This window comes from Deefgea salmonis, from assembly GCF_020531905.1.
Classification (GTDB): Bacteria; Pseudomonadota; Gammaproteobacteria; order Burkholderiales; family Chitinibacteraceae; genus Deefgea; species Deefgea salmonis.
In genome coordinates, this window is record NZ_JAJAWG010000006.1 from 71,412 (window position 1) to 86,506 (window position 15,095).

Sequence of the window (15,095 nt, forward strand, 5' to 3'; positions counted from 1 at the left end):
AATGATTGCACGTCGCCCCGCCAAACGCCCTACTTTGGCGTTAAAGCACACACTGGCCAGCTTGTTGCTGGCCAGTTTTTTTACCGCCTGCGGCACTGCGCCAGTCACGCCACCAGCGCAACCTAGCCCATCCCCAGTCACCCCCAGCACCGAACTCACCAGCCCCACAGCAACAGCCGCACCGCGCTATGTCGCCAGCAGCTGGCAAGCGCTACCGGCTTGGTCGCAAGATGAACTGGTCAAAGGTTTTCAAGCGTGGCGTAATGGCTGCGCTCGACTACAAAAAAATCCAGTTTGGTCGCCAATTTGTCAAGACGCCGCCAATGTCGCGCTAACCACACCGGCCATTCGCCAGTTTTTACAAACCCGACTTACACCCTACCAGTTACAAAATCCAGACCAAAGCACCACGGGCTTAATCACAGGGTATTACGAGCCAGTCTATGCCGGTAGCCTCCTGCAGACCCATACCGCCAATCAAGCCGTTTATGGCCCACCGCGAGACATGATTACCGTCGCCTTGGATAACGTTTATCCTGAACTCAAAGGCAAACGCTTACGCGGTAAAGTCGCCGGCAATAAATTAGTGCCTTTTGCTGACCGCGCCGAGATTGTCAAAAATGGTGTCAATGCCCCGGTATTGGCTTGGCTGAACGATCCAATGGACGTGCAGTTTTTGCAAATTCAAGGCTCAGGGCGCGTTCAACTCAGCAATGGTGAACAATTACGCTTAGGCTACGCCGACCAAAATGGTCGCCCGTATAAGCCAGTCGGCCGCTGGTTGGTCGAACAAGGCTTGCTGCCAGCCAGCGAAGTCTCAATGCAAACCATTCGCGCTTGGGCCAAAGCCAACCCCAAACGGGTGGATGAATTACTCAATAGCAATCCAAGCTATGTGTTTTTCCGCACTTTACCGGCCAGCAATGACGGTCCAATCGGCTCGCTCGGCGTGCCACTTACTGCGGCGTACAGTATCGCTGTCGACCCGAATATCGTCCCGCTGGGCAGCATGGTGTTTATCGCCACTACACGGCCTGATAACGCCGGCGGCATCCATCGTTTAGTCGCAGCGCAAGACACTGGCGGCGCCATTCGCGGTAGTGTCCGGGCCGATTTTTTTTGGGGTACGGGCGACGCGGCGGGTGAACTCGCTGGAGAAATGAAGCAAAGCGGTAGCCTGTGGCTACTGTGGCCAAAAGGGCAAGCACTGCCGAAATAATCAAGGCAACAAAAAGGGCAGCTCCGCGCTGCCCTTTTATACCCACCATAAGTATCTAGCTACAAACCAATTAGTATATAGTCTGCATAAATATACCCACCAATTAAGCAAAAACCACTTTGCCCTTCACCAAGGTGAACTTCACTTTACCCAGCATTTCATGCCCAATAAATGGCGTGTTTTTGCCTTGGCTTTTTAGGCGTTCAGGAATCACTTGCCAATGTGCGTTGGCGTCAAACACCACCAAATCAGCGCGATTGCCAACGGCTAATCCCGCTTCAAAGCCAAGCATTTTGGCGGGCATTGAGGTGATTTTTGCCAGCGCTTGCGGCAAGCTTACAGACTGACTGCTGGCCCACTTGAGCGTTAACGGCAGCAACAATTCCAAACCCGTCGCGCCGCGCTCAGCTTGCGCAAACGGCAGCAATTTACCGTCATCATCCACTGGCGAATGATCCGAGCAAATGACATCAATCGTACCGTCGTTGAGCGCTTTAACAATCGCATCGCGATCAGAAACCGCCCGCAGTGGTGGATCAAAACGGTATTGGCTATCAAAGAAACCAATATCAATATCGGCCAAATGAATGTGGTTGATGCTCACGTCGCAGGTCAGCGGCAGCCCTTCCGCCTTCGCGGCGCGAACCAAATCCAAACCCGCAGCGCTCGACATTCGCGCTAAATGCACGCGGCAACCGGTGGCGCGCATCAATTGCACAATTTGTGCCACGGCGATGGTTTCAGCAATCACCGGAATCCCAGTCAAACCTAAGCGTGATGCATACGGACCATCGTGCGCCACACCGTCATTCACCAACGACGCTTCTTCAGGGCGCAGGCGCAGCTCAAAGCCAAAATTGGCCGCGTACTGCATTGCGCGGTACAGCACTTGCAAGTCAGCAATCGGCACATCGCCTTGCGAAAACGCCACGCAACCGGCCTCATCCAGCATCGCCATTTCGGTAATTTCTTTACCCTTGAGGCCCACGGTCAACGCACCAACCGGATATAAGCGCGCTAGATCAAGACTTTTAGCCCGTTGGCGTAAATTCATCACCAAACTTGATTCATCGAGCACCGGATCAGTATCGGGTGGACACACCACGCTAGTTACGCCACCGGCAACGGCAGCGGCCATTTCTGATTTGAGCGTCGCTTTGTACTCAAAACCGGGTTCACGCAAACGCGCGGCCAAATCAACCAAGCCCGGGGCCACAATCAAGCCCGTCGCATCAATGGTTTGATCAACGGCAAACCCAGCTGGCGCAGCGCCCACCGCAGCGATTTTGCCGCCCGCTAAATACAAATCAGCCACTTGCTCCGTACCGGCAATCGGATCGACCAAGCAACCATTTTTAATCAGAATATTTTTCATTTTTTAACCCATTTTTTCAACGCAGAGGCGCAGAGACACAGAGGTAAAACAAGTCAATTCTCGTAGGTTCTCAAGCCAACCTAATACTGATTGAAATTATCTAGGTTTTGTCTTTCTCTGCGTCTCTGCGTTAGATTTTTCTAAATCAATTCACGTTGATTGGCCGCCACGATGCTCAGCACCGCCATGCGTACCGCGATACCAAACGTCACTTGCGGCAAGATCACCGCTTGATCCCCATCGGCCACGGCCGAATCAATCTCAACGCCGCGATTCATTGGCCCAGGGTGCAGCACAATCGCATCGGGCTTAGCAAATGCCAATTTTTCTGGGGTAAGACCGTAGACCTTAAAGAACTCCTGCGTTGACGGCAGATACGCCCCAGCCATGCGCTCATTTTGCAAGCGCAACATCGCCACCACATCAACGTCTTTCAGGCCTGCTTCCATATCGTGATACACATGCACCCCAAGCTGCTCGATGCCGGTTGGCAACAAGGTTTTTGGCGCGATGACACGAATATCAGGGCAACCCAAAGTCGATAAAGCATGAATTTGCGAGCGCGCCACGCGGCTATGCAATACATCACCCACAATCGCCACCCGCAAATTGGTAAAGTCACCTTTGTAATGGCGAATGGTGAACATATCGAGCATCGCTTGCGTTGGATGCGCGTGGCGACCGTCGCCCGCATTCACCACCGCGACGCCTGGCTTCACATGCTTGGCAATCAGATGCGCTGCGCCCGAATCTGAATGGCGAACAACGAATAAATTCGCGCCCATCGCTTCAATATTGTGAATCGTATCGAGCAGCGTTTCGCCTTTGGCGGTACTGGAAGCTTGAATATTCAAGCTCGATACATCGGCCGACAGGCGTTTAGCGGCGATTTCAAACGTCGTGCGGGTACGCGTTGAGTTCTCAAAAAATAAGTTAAACACCGAAGTGCCAGCTAAATCGGCGAATTTTTGATTCACCAGCTCACCACCCGAGACAAACTCGGCGGCTTTATCCAAAATCTGCGTCAAAACACGACGCGGCAGCCCTTCGGTGGTGAGTAAATGAATCAACTCACCTTGGGCGTTCAGTTGCGGGTTATACATAGCTTCCTCGCGAAGTAAATTCGTTTTAAACCCACCACAGCGGCACCAAGGCACAGAGAACGGCGTAATTTGCACTACCCAGTTTTCGCTTGCTCTGTGTCTGCGTGCCTCTGTGGTACATATTTTTTCTAGCGTCTTTAGACGGGTGGTGTATCAAAGTAAGTTTGCAGAATTTGCATCGCCGCCACTTGATCCAACGCAGTTTTTTGTTTACGACCTTTTAAACCCGTCTCATTTAAAGCCGAGCTGGCCGCCGCACTACTTAAGCGCTCATCGACCAAATGCACCGGCAAAGAAAATCGCCCATTTAGGCGATTGGCAAATTTTCTCGCAAGCCGCGACATATCATGCTCGGTGCCATCGAGATAACACGGCAAACCCACCACCAACAGCGAAGGTTGCCATGCTTTAATCAGCGCCTCGATGCGGGCAAATTTTTTATCGTTTTCTTCAAAAGCAATAGTTTCAACGGGCGTCGCAATCCCGATTTCGGTCGACCCGGTGGCCACGCCGATTCGCACTTCACCAAAATCAAAAGCTAAAATCGTACTCATGCGTGGCCAATCTCTTTGGACAACATCGCCACATCCACGCCCAATAAAGCCAACGCAGCGGCATAGCGTTCTTCAGAAGGGATATCAAACAGTTGTTGCATCGTTTCAACCGGCACCGTCAGCCAAGAATTCTCAAAGATTTCTTTTTCTAGCTGGCCCGCTTCCCAACCGGCAAAGCCCAAAGAAACAAACAGTTTTTCTGGCCCTTTGCCTTCGCTCACCGCCAATAAAATATCTTTTGACGTGGTTAAACCGATTTCGGGAGAAATAATTAAAGAAGATTGCCAATCGCCCAATGGGGTATGCAACACAAAGCCACGATCAGTCTGCACTGGCCCACCGAAATGAACCGGCAATTCAGCCACATCTGGACGATGCATTTCCAGATCGATTTGTTCAAATAAGGTCGTCAGCGTCATGCCGAGCGGACGGTTCATAATCACCCCCATCGCGCCTTTTTCATTGTGTTCACACACATAAGTGAGTGATTTAGCGAAAATAGGATCGACCAGATTCGGCATCGCGATCAGAAAGTGCTGAGAAAGATTCATAGTGTTGGCGTTTTCCATGGCGCAATTATCGCACAAGGCCAGAGATTTTCCTGCCCTGTTGCATGGATTTATCGCTGGTTTTTCTTCACCCCTGATTCAAAGCAAAGCAGGTGCTAAAATTTAAATTTCATTGCGACTCTGGCCAAAATGAAAGCCAAGCCAGCGGCAAACATAAGTATTTTTCGATTTTTAAATCATAAGCACAACTCAGCTAAGCCTACAGAGCAGTGTTAAGATGTCGCGATAGAACATTCACCCCATCTGATTAGCCACGCCGCCAAGCTCAAAGTGAGGTAGATCGAGTCGATCTTCGTGTCGCTGAACATCCAGCGCCGCCGCCGAGATCATCGGCAAACCACACCGATTCAGTGGTTCGATTTCATGGTCTGATAGGCCCACATAAGGAATAAATATGACTACCACCGCCCTCGTCTGGCTGCGCCGCGATTTGCGCTTATTTGACCATCACGCGATGTATGAAGCGTTAAAAAATGCCGATCAAGTGATTCTGGCTTTTGTGTTTGATACGACAATCTTAAAAGACCTTCCTAAGCAAGACCGCCGGGTAGAGTTTATTTGGGAAGCGCTCAAAGAAATCAAAACCGAGTTGCGCCAATACAATACCGACTTGGTGGTGCGCCATGGTGATCCACTCACAGAAATCCCGGCGCTGGTCGAACAATTTGGCATCACCGCCGTGTATTGCAACCGCGATTACGAGCCACAAGCGATTGAGCGCGATGGGTATGTGGCTGCAAGCCTTAAAGAAAAAGGCGTAGCGTTCAATACCTATAAAGACCAAGTTATTTTCGAACAAGATCAAATCTTGTCGCAAAGCGGCGGTATGTACAGTGTGTTTTCCCCGTACAAACGCACGTGGCTGGCCACGCTACGCGAGCAAGATGTTGCTGCTTACCCAGTCAACCGCGTGATCAAACAGCTAAAGCCACTGAAGCCACAATACTTTCCGAGCCTTAAAGAACTGGGTTTTGCCAAAACCAATCTCACCCAATTAAAAGCACCACTGGGCATGAGTGGCGGGGAAAAACTATTCGAAGACTTCAAACGCCGTATTAATGATTACAAAGACGCTCGTGACTTCCCGGCGATTAAAGGCGTTTCTTATCTTTCGGCGCACATCCGTTTTGGTACGGTATCGATTCGTGAACTCGTGCGTTTTGCCCATGAACACGGCGGCATTGGCGCTGAAACTTGGCTGTCGGAACTCATCTGGCGTGAGTTTTATTCGCAAATTTTATGGCACCGCCCTGATGTGGTTGAGCATACGTTTAAGCCCGAGCTCGACCAATTGCCGTTCCCGAATCATCCTGAATTATTTGCCGCATGGTGCGCTGGCGAAACCGGCTACCCGATTGTCGACGCCGCAATGCGCCAATTGACGCAAACCGGCTATATGCACAATCGATTACGCATGATTACCGCCAGCTTTTTGGTCAAAGATCTTTTGGTTGATTGGCGCTGGGGCGAAAAATTCTTTGCCGAACACTTACTCGATTACGATCTAGCCAGTAATAACGGTGGCTGGCAATGGGCAGCGTCCACCGGTTGCGATGCACAACCTTACAACCGAATTTTCAATCCCATTTTACAATCGGAAAAATTTGATGCCGAGGGGCAATTTATTCGTCGCTATGTGCCCGAATTAGCTGAGCTACCCGATGTGGCGATCCATTCTCCGTGGGCTTTTTCGGCCAATGATCGGCGCGGCGCATTATTTGTGAGTTTCTTAGAGCAAACCGATTACTTCCCACCCATCGTTGACCATGCCGAGCAACGCGCTGCGGCACTGGCGCTGTATAAAAACCACTAAGTCGCCTGACTTTATCTGACATGCAACGGCCAGCGTTTTTTCTAAAGACGCTGGCTGCACACTTGATGACACCCAACATCAAGCACTTGGTTTTACTGCATTTATCTAACAACATCCCCCTTTTTTTACTGCCTGATTTTCCGCCGACCAACGACGTCAATTTGCGACGAGAATGGATTGCTTGCGCTGGATGCGTCTGCTATACCAAACCAATGCCAACTGCATTCGTCAGCCAGTCAAAAGGACCAAATCAATGCAAACCGACCTAAGAGAAATGAAAACGTCAGGCTTAATGAAGATGCATGATCTTGACGAAAGCGACTTGGTGATGGTTCGTAAGTATGGCGCGATCATCAGCCCCAAACTCGAAGAATACGCCGTGCTTTTTTATGAATGGATTGCTGAGCTACCTGAATATCAGGTTTTATTTAGCAATCCTGAAGTGATGGGTCGTGCGCGTAGCGAGCAAATCAATTATTGGCGTAGCTTTTTTAATGCCCGTGTTGATGATAATTACGTGCAAGAAAGACGAAAAATTGGTGAAGTCCATGCCCGCGTTGGTCTGTCTTTACCCAGCTATTTTGCCGCAATGAATGTGTCATTTATTATTTTCACTAAAAAGCTCTACGATGGCGGCCTGTATAGCGAAGAGTACAGCTCGGCCATTAGTGCGCTCACCAAACTGATGCACTTTGATATCACCATTGTCGTTGAAACCTATTCACGCCTGATTAACGAGCGCATCAGCAAACAAAGTAAAGCGTTGATGGAAATGTCCACGCCAGTCACACAAATCTGGCAAGACATTTTAATGCTGCCCGTGGTTGGCATCATCGACTCGAAACGTGCCCAAGACATCATGATGACGATTTTGTCGCGTATCGGCGAAACGCGCGCCAAGGTTTTTATCATGGATATTTCTGGCGTCGCTGTCGTTGACTCGGCGGTGGCCAATCATTTATTTAAAATCACCAAATCAACTGGCCTCATGGGCTGTATCAGCCTGATCTCAGGTATCTCGCCGGCCATCGCCCAAACCATTGTCAATCTGGGGATTAATGTCGACGAGGTGAATTCAACCGCCACGCTACGTGATGCACTTGAGCAAGCTTTTAAAATCATTGGTCGTACGGTCACATAATGGATTTTGCCAATGAGGAGCGGCGCATCCCGGTCTCGATGGTGTCTGGCGCTGTTTACGCTTCAATCCAACTCGACCCCGATACCATGTTGTTGCAATGGCTACGTGAAGATCTACTGAGTTTGACCATCAAGCACAGTGCCAAAGGCGTATTGCTCGATGTTTCAGGCATCACTATTTTAGATGGCGAGAGCTTTGTTCAGATCGTCAACACCACACAAATGCTCAAACTGATTGGCGCCAAAACCATTGTTGTTGGTTTACGCCCCGGCATTATTGCCGGTTTATGTGCGCTCAATGTTGCACTCAATGCGATACAAGGTGCCAATAGCGTAACGCAAGCACTGGAGTTATTAAATGGACGCTAATTTGGGCTCACCGAGCGAGCGCTTTGACATTAATAACGAGGATGATGTCCGAGGCGCTGTGATGCTCAGTTATTCGGAAATGATGTCACGTTTTAACGATGCCGGATTGGCAACGCAAATCGCCACCTGTATCTCTGAGCTGGCAATGAACATTGTGAAATACGCGCAGTATGGCGAGCTTTATATTCATTACCAAAGTAATTACAGCATTGAAATCATCGCCGAAGATCGGGGACCGGGCATTGCCAATATTGAACAAGCCATGCAAGACCATTTCAGTAGCAAAGGTACTTTAGGCTTGGGGCTGCCGAGCGTTAAACGCATGGTCGATGAGTTTGAAATTCAATCAAAAATGAATCACGGCACGCGAATTCGCGTTAAAAAATGGATTAATCAATATTAAATAGCACGCCAAATAGAACACCGCAGACCACGACTTCGTTGCTCGTCAATGCGGACAAATCAACGCACTCAAATCACGCGTCATTTTTATTTATCGACTAAAGTTCGCGCTGCAATTGCAGCATGCAGGTATCGCAATGGAAATGACACAGCCAACAACACGCCCTTATCAGCACGCCCATATTGGCAGACCCTGCTTTGGTGAAACCGTCACCGGTGACGGCTATGTGGTGATTGACCTTGAGGACAGCCTACTCATCGGCATTATCGACGTCCTTGGCCATGGCGAAGAGGCGCATGAATTGGCTCGTTTTTGTGAGTCATGGTTAAAAACCCATGCCAGCAGCGACATTTTGGGTTTGATGCATGAGTTACACCTTCAACTCAAAGGTAGTCGCGGAACAGCAATGACGCTGGCCCACTTAAAACCACCGTTGCTGCGCACCGTGGGGATTGGCAACACCATTTTGTACCGAATGAAAGATCAACCCAAGGGTGTTGCGGCGCAATCGGGAATTTTAGGGCAAATTATGCCAACCCTGCGTATTGTTGAAACACCGTTGATTGCGGGTGATCTTATTTTTTTAGTCACCGATGGCATTAGTGAACACCTCGACAATCTGCGTTTGATGTCTTGGTTTTCGCTCCCCCTCAATCGATTTTGTGTGGAGATTTTACGCGAGTATGGCAAAGAGCATGATGATGCGACCTGCCTCGCGGTGAGGTATCTGCCATGAAAATATCCCCCTTAGGGCAAATCGAGATCAATACTGAAGCCAGTTTATTGACTGCGCGAACTAAATTTCGACGCATGTTACAAATCATCGAATTGCCAACCCACCTCATTGATTTTTATGCTATTGGCTTTTCGCTCCTGATTCGCTCCGCAGTCAATGAAAAAAATAGCATTTTAACGCTAGACTACGACCTGCAATCCATCTATTTATCCACATCCGCACTGACCTGTGCGCCACAGGAAATCGAAACATTTTTTAAAAAAAACAGTCGTAACGCGCAGCAACAATGGTCTTACTCATTTGCGCTAGCAGGACAAAATATCTCGCCGGCGATATTGCAAACCCTTCAAGAAATCATTACACAACCAAGCCGAGAAGCGCTTTTTGCCGAGCTTTCTAGCCGAAACATACAATTAGCCGAGCAACAAAATGGTTTAGAACAAGAAATAGAACGCCGCACCATGGCGCTCACCGACAGCGAAGCACGTTCTCGCGCGGTGCTTGAAGGCGCGCCCGTTGCAGTGGCACTACTCAATAATCAAGGCATGATTACCGATTGGAATCGTGCCGCTGAACTCACATTTGGTTTTTTACGACAATTTGCCATCGGCAAACGGATTGTCGATTTAATTTCACTACCTGAAAAATCACTACTTTACGAAATATTAAATCAACATTTGAATGAACATTCAAAAAACAAAGTCGGTAATTTATTCTGGGATCTAGAAGCAAAAAATAAAAGCGGCAGTACATTATCCATAGAAGTTGGCATCACGATTTACCAACAAAATGATGAATGGGTTGCCACTTTATTTGCGCGAGATATTAGTCAACGTAAAAAAAATGAAGTTGAATTGCAAATCGCCAAAGACAAAGCAGAAGATGCTGCGAGCGTCAAATCGATGTTTTTGGCCAATATGAGTCATGAAATTCGCACACCCATGAATGCCATTATCGGCATGAGTCATTTGGCTTTAAAAACCGATTTAAACCCAAAACAACATGATTATGTCGCCAAAATCCACAATGCCGGCACGTCATTACTGGGTATTATTAATGACATTCTCGATTTTTCAAAAATAGAAGCCGGTAAGCTCCATATCGAGCAGATCAAATTTGAGCTCGATCAAGTGCTGGTGAATGTCAGTACGATCACCAGCCAAAAAGCCTATGAAAAAGGCCTAGAATTTATTATTCATCCTTTAACCGGTATTCCAGCCCATTTAATTGGTGATCCATTACGGCTTGGGCAAATTTTAACCAACCTAATTAACAATGCAATTAAATTTACCGATCGCGGTGAAGTTGATATTCGCATTAACTTGATTGAACAACTCGACAATCGCGTCAAGCTCGAATTTAAAGTCAGCGATAGTGGCATTGGCATGACCGCAGAACAACAAGAGCGCTTGTTTTCGCCATTTACACAAGCCGACAGCACCACCACGCGCAAATATGGTGGCACCGGTTTGGGCTTAACCATCAGCAAACGCTTGGTTGAAATTATGTCTGGCCAAATGGCATTCACTAGCCAGCCCGGCATGGGCAGTTGCTTTTATTTTACGGCTTGGTTTGGCCATGATGACATTGAAAATGTACCGCGAGTTTTCCCGAGTAAAGTGAATAATTTACGCATTTTAGTGGTTGATGATACCGATAGCGCCCGCCAGCTATTGCATGAAATTTTATCGACCATGCCGGTGCAAATTGAAATTTGTGACTCGGGCGCGGCCGCCGTCGAAATGGCGCTAGGTGCTTTGCAGCATAAAAATCCGTTTAATTTGATTTTAATGGATTGGCAAATGCCGGGCATGGATGGCATTACTGCGGCCAGAGAAATCCGCCAACACATCCCCGGACAAGATCAACCTCGGATTGTTCTAGTCACTGCTTTTGAGCGTGAAGAAGTCCATCAAACCGTTCGTGATGATTTGCTCGATGCGGTGATTGTCAAGCCGGTAACCGCATCGAGTTTAGTCGATTGCATGGTCGAGCTTTTTGCCCCGGAGCAAAAATCAAATAGCAGCGATCAAATCAGCAATGATCAAGAAAATCATTTATTGCTCAACGGCATTCGCGTTTTACTCACAGAGGACAATTTAATTAATCAACAAATTGCCTATGAATTAATGAGTTCTGTCGGCATTGAGGTCACGATTGCTAATCATGGACAAGAAGCCATTCAGATTTTAGAGCAGCACCCCAATCAATATTTCTCAGTCATTTTAATGGACATGCAAATGCCTGTTATGGATGGCTATGAAGCCAGCCGACATATCCGAGCCGACGCCCGCTACGATCACATTCCCTTATTAGCCATGACCGCGCATGCCATGGTCGAGGAGCGAGAACGCTGCCTATCACTCGGAATGAATGATCATATTTCCAAACCCATTGACCCTGCGGTTCTTTTTGAGCGCTTACAGCATTGGAGAACTCAAAAGTTGTCATCTACGTCGCCAATTGAGCCCCAATCCCCCCCCCATTGGGCCACAACCCAATCGATTGACACCCCGCTTGAGTCGGCCATGCCGACCCACTCAATGGTGCCCCCTTCACTACCGGATAATCCAGCCGCGGAAATGAGTAGCACATTAAGTGCAATTGCCAAATTACCCGGGATGGACTTAATCGGCGGGCTAAGCCGTTTAATGAATAACAAACCTTTATATTTACAATTACTCCGCCAATTTTGCCAAAGTGAGCTCGATTGCATTCCCCGTATCAACGCGGCGATTGCAAATAATGACCAAGCAACCGCTTCTCGTTATGCTCACACGATTAAAGGTGTCGCGGCCAATTTAGGTGCAACTCAATTGGCTGAAGATGCCGGCGTGATTGAGCAGTTTTTACGCGCAGAAAACAACCAAAATAATTTAACACCTTGGTTCATTAAAATTGAATCGGCATTACAAGCGATATCTAATGTGCTCTCCAATTTTAATAGCCCATCAAACGAGGCGAATACCACTAAAAACAACGCACGTTCAGCAAGCCCAGAAGAACATATCTTAATTGATGAATTATTATCTCTATTAAAACAAATGGATGGTGAAGCGCTGGATTTCTTTGAACAGCATCGAACTACTTTTTCATCTATTTTTAGCCATGATGACCTTAATAACCTCAAGTCAACCATTGACTGCTGTGATTTTTCGGCGGCGCATATCAAATTAAACCTTTTACTCGCCAGCAACTCACATTGAATATCAATTAAATACCAACAAACAGGCTTATGGAAAATAAATAAATCAATCAATAGGCAACAATGGCAAGACGCGAAAATGCAGGGTTTGCTTAACTAAATATAAGCACAAGGATGGTATAGCGTTTATTTTCTAGCTTCGATTTTATATTTTTGGATATTAAATTCAATGAATACAAACCCGTTACCGACTTTATTAATTGTTGATGATAGCCCAGAAAATAGGATGCTATTAATGCATTTACTAAAGGATAGCTATCGACTTAAAGTCGCGGTCAATGGTGAACAAGCGCTCGAAGTTGTACAGCTTGAATTGCCCGATTTGATTTTACTCGACATTATCATGCCGGGTATTGATGGTTACGAAGTATGCCGAAGATTAAAAGCTGAGCCCAGCACCAGCAAAATACCGGTTATTTTTCTGACCGCAATGACCGATGTGGCTGATGAGCAGCTCGGGTTTGAAGTGGGGGCCGTTGATTTTATTTTAAAACCCGTTAGCCCGCCTATTTTATTAGCGCGGGTTCGCAACCATTTATTGCTGTTTCAATTACTCAATAATCTTAAAAATCAAAATGAAATTTTAGATGCAAAAGTGAAAGCAAGAACCGAAGAATTAGAGCATACCCAAGATGCGATTATTTTAGCGATGGCTTCATTGGCAGAAACTCGCGACAACGATACTGGTAATCATATTCGCCGTACGCAGTATTATGTAGGGCGACTGGCCACTCAATTAATGCACCACCCTGATTTTTGCCAACAACTCAATCTGGCCAATATTGCCTTACTTGAAAAATCGGCAGCCCTGCATGACATCGGCAAAGTGGGGATTCCGGATGCAATTTTGCTTAAACCTGGCAAACTCGACATCGCCGAATTTGAAATCATGAAAGAGCACTGCCGTTTAGGACGCGATGCGATTCTTGCCGCGGAAACCGTGATGGGCAAAGAAAGCGCTTTTTTATGTTATGCCAAAGAAATTGCTTACTCACACCAAGAAAAATGGGATGGTAGTGGTTACCCATTGCAATTAAAAGGCGATCAAATTCCGCTCTCTGCTCGCTTAATGGCACTGGCTGATGTTTATGATGCCTTGCGCGCAAGACGGGCCTACAAGCCGCCAATGAGTCATGAAGTCGCAGTCAAAATCATACTAGAGGGCAAAAGTACACATTTTGACCCACGCGTGATCGAGGCATTTATGGTGATACAGCATGAATTTGAAGAGATCGCTGAAACGCTTAAAGATGCTTTACCCGATGAGTAAACTGAAAACAGCTCGGTCCAAAGAGAACGTCAACGCAGCACGATGAAGGCCTTGTCACGGTTTTTTCTCGCTTGGCGAGGTCTTAAAGCCAGACACTTATAAAGCAACAGGGGTATTTAGCTACAGACCTTATTAATTAATATCTGCAGTTAAATACCCCTTGTTTTTGCTATGCCTTAACTAACATTTTTTCTAATGCTTTGGGTTTGATTTTATCCGCTTGGCCTGCCGCACCAAAATCGATATAGCGCGCCCGACACACTGCCGCCATTGCGGCAATGGCGGGCTTTAAATACTGCCGCGGATCAAAATCAGCAGGATTCTCAATCAAATGTCGGCGTATGGCACCGGTCATTGCCAAGCGTAAATCGGTATCGATATTGATTTTGCGTACGCCCCAACGAATCGCCCGCTGTATTTCCTCAACAGGCACACCCCAGGTCGGCTTGAGCTCACCGCCAAAATCTCGAACTTGTTGCAATAAATCCTGTGGCACGCTGGAAGAGCCGTGCATCACCAAATGCGTATTCGGAATGACATCGTGAATTTCTTTAATCCGATCAATATCCAATACCGATCCAGTCGGTGGCGATGAAAATTTATACGCCCCATGACTGGTGCCAATGGCAATCGCCAATGCATCAACCCCTGTTGCCAAGACAAATTCTTTGGCCTGCCAAGGGTCGGTTAACATTTCAGCATGCGTTAAGGCGCGATTGGCCCCTACACCATCCTCTTCTTCCCCCATGCCGGTATCCAAACGCCCTAAGCACCCAAGCTCGCCCTCAACTGACACACCAAAGCTATGCGCCATTTTCACCACTTCGCGAGTCACTTCAAGATTGTATTCATAACTGGCGGGAGTTTTACCATCGCTCATTAATGAACCATCCATCATTACACTCGAGAAGCCATTGCTAATCGCGCTCATACAAACTGCAGGGCTAGTGCCATGATCTTGATGCATCACAATTGGTAAATGCGGATAACTGGCCACCGCGCCTTGAATCATTTGCCGCAAAAATAACTCACCCGCATATTTGCGAGCCCCCGCACTGGCTTGCAAAATAACGGGGCTGCGCGTGGCATCAGCCGCTTGCAAAATAGCTTGGACTTGCTCCAAATTATTCACATTAAAAGCCGGCACGCCATAACCATGTTCGGCGGCATGATCCAAAATTTGATTCAGAGAAACGAGGGGCATAGTTTTTTCCTTGTTGCGTTGCACCAGCGCACTGTAGGTGCTAATAAACATGCTGCCAAATCAGGAAATTCATCATTCGGGAAAGCACTAAAACCACTACAGCGGCGAATGACACGTCGTTTGAAAGACAGAAGT

General features: G+C 47.6%; 14 protein-coding genes. 8 read left to right on the top strand and 6 right to left on the bottom strand.

Going from position 1 to position 15,095, the window contains the following annotated elements; genetic code table 11:
- The first annotated feature begins 1 nt into the window (after nucleotide 1).
- Complete coding sequence (gene mltA, locus LG219_RS10450; protein ID WP_226764433.1) at nucleotides 2-1,219, top strand: murein transglycosylase A; 1,218 nt, start codon at nucleotides 2-4, stop codon at nucleotides 1,217-1,219.
- 103 nt (nucleotides 1,220-1,322) lie between these two features.
- Here the strand turns inward: mltA and LG219_RS10455 are convergent, their stop codons facing one another.
- The 5 genes from LG219_RS10455 to LG219_RS10475 form a co-directional block, all read right to left on the bottom strand.
- Nucleotides 1,323-2,594: a dihydroorotase gene (locus tag LG219_RS10455; RefSeq protein ID WP_226764434.1), complete on the bottom strand. Its 1,272-nt coding sequence runs from the start codon at nucleotides 2,592-2,594 to the stop codon at nucleotides 1,323-1,325.
- Between the two features lie 140 nt (nucleotides 2,595-2,734).
- The gene (locus LG219_RS10460; protein ID WP_226764435.1) at nucleotides 2,735-3,697 is read right to left on the bottom strand and encodes an aspartate carbamoyltransferase catalytic subunit; all 963 of its coding nucleotides are present in this window, start codon (nucleotides 3,695-3,697) and stop codon (nucleotides 2,735-2,737) included.
- A gap of 137 nt (nucleotides 3,698-3,834) precedes the next feature.
- Nucleotides 3,835-4,251: a Holliday junction resolvase RuvX gene (gene ruvX / locus LG219_RS10465; RefSeq protein ID WP_226764436.1), complete on the bottom strand. Its 417-nt coding sequence runs from the start codon at nucleotides 4,249-4,251 to the stop codon at nucleotides 3,835-3,837.
- The gene (locus tag LG219_RS10470; RefSeq protein WP_226764437.1) at nucleotides 4,248-4,802 is read right to left on the bottom strand and encodes a YqgE/AlgH family protein; all 555 of its coding nucleotides are present in this window, start codon (nucleotides 4,800-4,802) and stop codon (nucleotides 4,248-4,250) included. The genes ruvX and LG219_RS10470 overlap by 4 nt, the downstream gene beginning before the upstream one ends.
- A gap of 252 nt (nucleotides 4,803-5,054) precedes the next feature.
- Nucleotides 5,055-5,225: a hypothetical protein gene (locus tag LG219_RS10475; protein ID WP_226764438.1), complete on the bottom strand. Its 171-nt coding sequence runs from the start codon at nucleotides 5,223-5,225 to the stop codon at nucleotides 5,055-5,057.
- Between LG219_RS10475 and LG219_RS10480 the strand changes: the two genes are divergently transcribed.
- The 7 genes from LG219_RS10480 (at nucleotide 5,215) to LG219_RS10510 (ending at nucleotide 13,756) form a co-directional block, all read left to right on the top strand.
- Entirely contained in the window at nucleotides 5,215-6,633 is a 1,419-nt protein-coding gene (locus LG219_RS10480; RefSeq protein ID WP_226764439.1) for a cryptochrome/photolyase family protein, read from the top strand. The two genes, LG219_RS10475 and LG219_RS10480, sit on opposite strands and share 11 nt — an antisense overlap.
- 253 nt (nucleotides 6,634-6,886) lie before the next feature.
- On the top strand, nucleotides 6,887-7,774 hold the full coding sequence (locus LG219_RS10485; RefSeq protein WP_226764440.1) for a protoglobin domain-containing protein: 888 nt from the start codon (nucleotides 6,887-6,889) through the stop codon (nucleotides 7,772-7,774).
- Nucleotides 7,774-8,142 (top strand): STAS domain-containing protein, encoded by a 369-nt coding sequence (locus tag LG219_RS10490; RefSeq protein ID WP_226764441.1) that lies wholly within the window; start codon nucleotides 7,774-7,776, stop codon nucleotides 8,140-8,142. Before LG219_RS10485 ends, LG219_RS10490 begins: the two co-directional genes overlap by 1 nt.
- Nucleotides 8,132-8,545: an anti-sigma regulatory factor gene (locus LG219_RS10495; RefSeq protein ID WP_226764442.1), complete on the top strand. Its 414-nt coding sequence runs from the start codon at nucleotides 8,132-8,134 to the stop codon at nucleotides 8,543-8,545. The genes LG219_RS10490 and LG219_RS10495 overlap by 11 nt, the downstream gene beginning before the upstream one ends.
- A 136-nt stretch (nucleotides 8,546-8,681) precedes the next feature.
- Complete coding sequence (locus LG219_RS10500; protein ID WP_226764443.1) at nucleotides 8,682-9,281, top strand: SpoIIE family protein phosphatase; 600 nt, start codon at nucleotides 8,682-8,684, stop codon at nucleotides 9,279-9,281.
- The gene (locus LG219_RS10505; RefSeq protein ID WP_226764444.1) at nucleotides 9,278-12,487 is read left to right on the top strand and encodes a hybrid sensor histidine kinase/response regulator; all 3,210 of its coding nucleotides are present in this window, start codon (nucleotides 9,278-9,280) and stop codon (nucleotides 12,485-12,487) included. The genes LG219_RS10500 and LG219_RS10505 overlap by 4 nt, the downstream gene beginning before the upstream one ends.
- A 168-nt stretch (nucleotides 12,488-12,655) precedes the next feature.
- Nucleotides 12,656-13,756 carry a response regulator gene (locus LG219_RS10510; RefSeq protein WP_226764445.1) on the top strand — a complete coding sequence of 367 codons (1,101 nt, stop codon included), beginning with the start codon at nucleotides 12,656-12,658 and terminating at the stop codon, nucleotides 13,754-13,756.
- A 169-nt stretch (nucleotides 13,757-13,925) separates the two neighbouring features.
- Here the strand turns inward: LG219_RS10510 and fba are convergent, their stop codons facing one another.
- Complete coding sequence (fba, locus tag LG219_RS10515; protein WP_226764446.1) at nucleotides 13,926-14,960, bottom strand: class II fructose-bisphosphate aldolase; 1,035 nt, start codon at nucleotides 14,958-14,960, stop codon at nucleotides 13,926-13,928.
- Nucleotides 14,961-15,095: the final 135 nt, after the last annotated feature.

Bases quoted from the DNA above. Each gene is read 5' to 3' on its own strand.
- mltA (WP_226764433.1), top strand. From the start codon at position 2: ATGATTGCACGTCGCCCCGCCAAACGCCCTACTTTGGCGTTAAAGCAC.
- LG219_RS10455 (WP_226764434.1), bottom strand. From the start codon at position 2,594: ATGAAAAATATTCTGATTAAAAATGGTTGCTTGGTCGATCCGATTGCC.
- LG219_RS10460 (WP_226764435.1), bottom strand. From the start codon at position 3,697: ATGTATAACCCGCAACTGAACGCCCAAGGTGAGTTGATTCATTTACTC.
- ruvX (WP_226764436.1), bottom strand. From the start codon at position 4,251: ATGAGTACGATTTTAGCTTTTGATTTTGGTGAAGTGCGAATCGGCGTG.
- LG219_RS10470 (WP_226764437.1), bottom strand. From the start codon at position 4,802: ATGAATCTTTCTCAGCACTTTCTGATCGCGATGCCGAATCTGGTCGAT.
- LG219_RS10480 (WP_226764439.1), top strand. From the start codon at position 5,215: ATGACTACCACCGCCCTCGTCTGGCTGCGCCGCGATTTGCGCTTATTT.
- LG219_RS10485 (WP_226764440.1), top strand. From the start codon at position 6,887: ATGCAAACCGACCTAAGAGAAATGAAAACGTCAGGCTTAATGAAGATG.
- LG219_RS10490 (WP_226764441.1), top strand. From the start codon at position 7,774: ATGGATTTTGCCAATGAGGAGCGGCGCATCCCGGTCTCGATGGTGTCT.
- LG219_RS10495 (WP_226764442.1), top strand. From the start codon at position 8,132: ATGGACGCTAATTTGGGCTCACCGAGCGAGCGCTTTGACATTAATAAC.
- LG219_RS10500 (WP_226764443.1), top strand. From the start codon at position 8,682: ATGGAAATGACACAGCCAACAACACGCCCTTATCAGCACGCCCATATT.
- LG219_RS10505 (WP_226764444.1), top strand. From the start codon at position 9,278: ATGAAAATATCCCCCTTAGGGCAAATCGAGATCAATACTGAAGCCAGT.
- LG219_RS10510 (WP_226764445.1), top strand. From the start codon at position 12,656: ATGAATACAAACCCGTTACCGACTTTATTAATTGTTGATGATAGCCCA.
- fba (WP_226764446.1), bottom strand. From the start codon at position 14,960: ATGCCCCTCGTTTCTCTGAATCAAATTTTGGATCATGCCGCCGAACAT.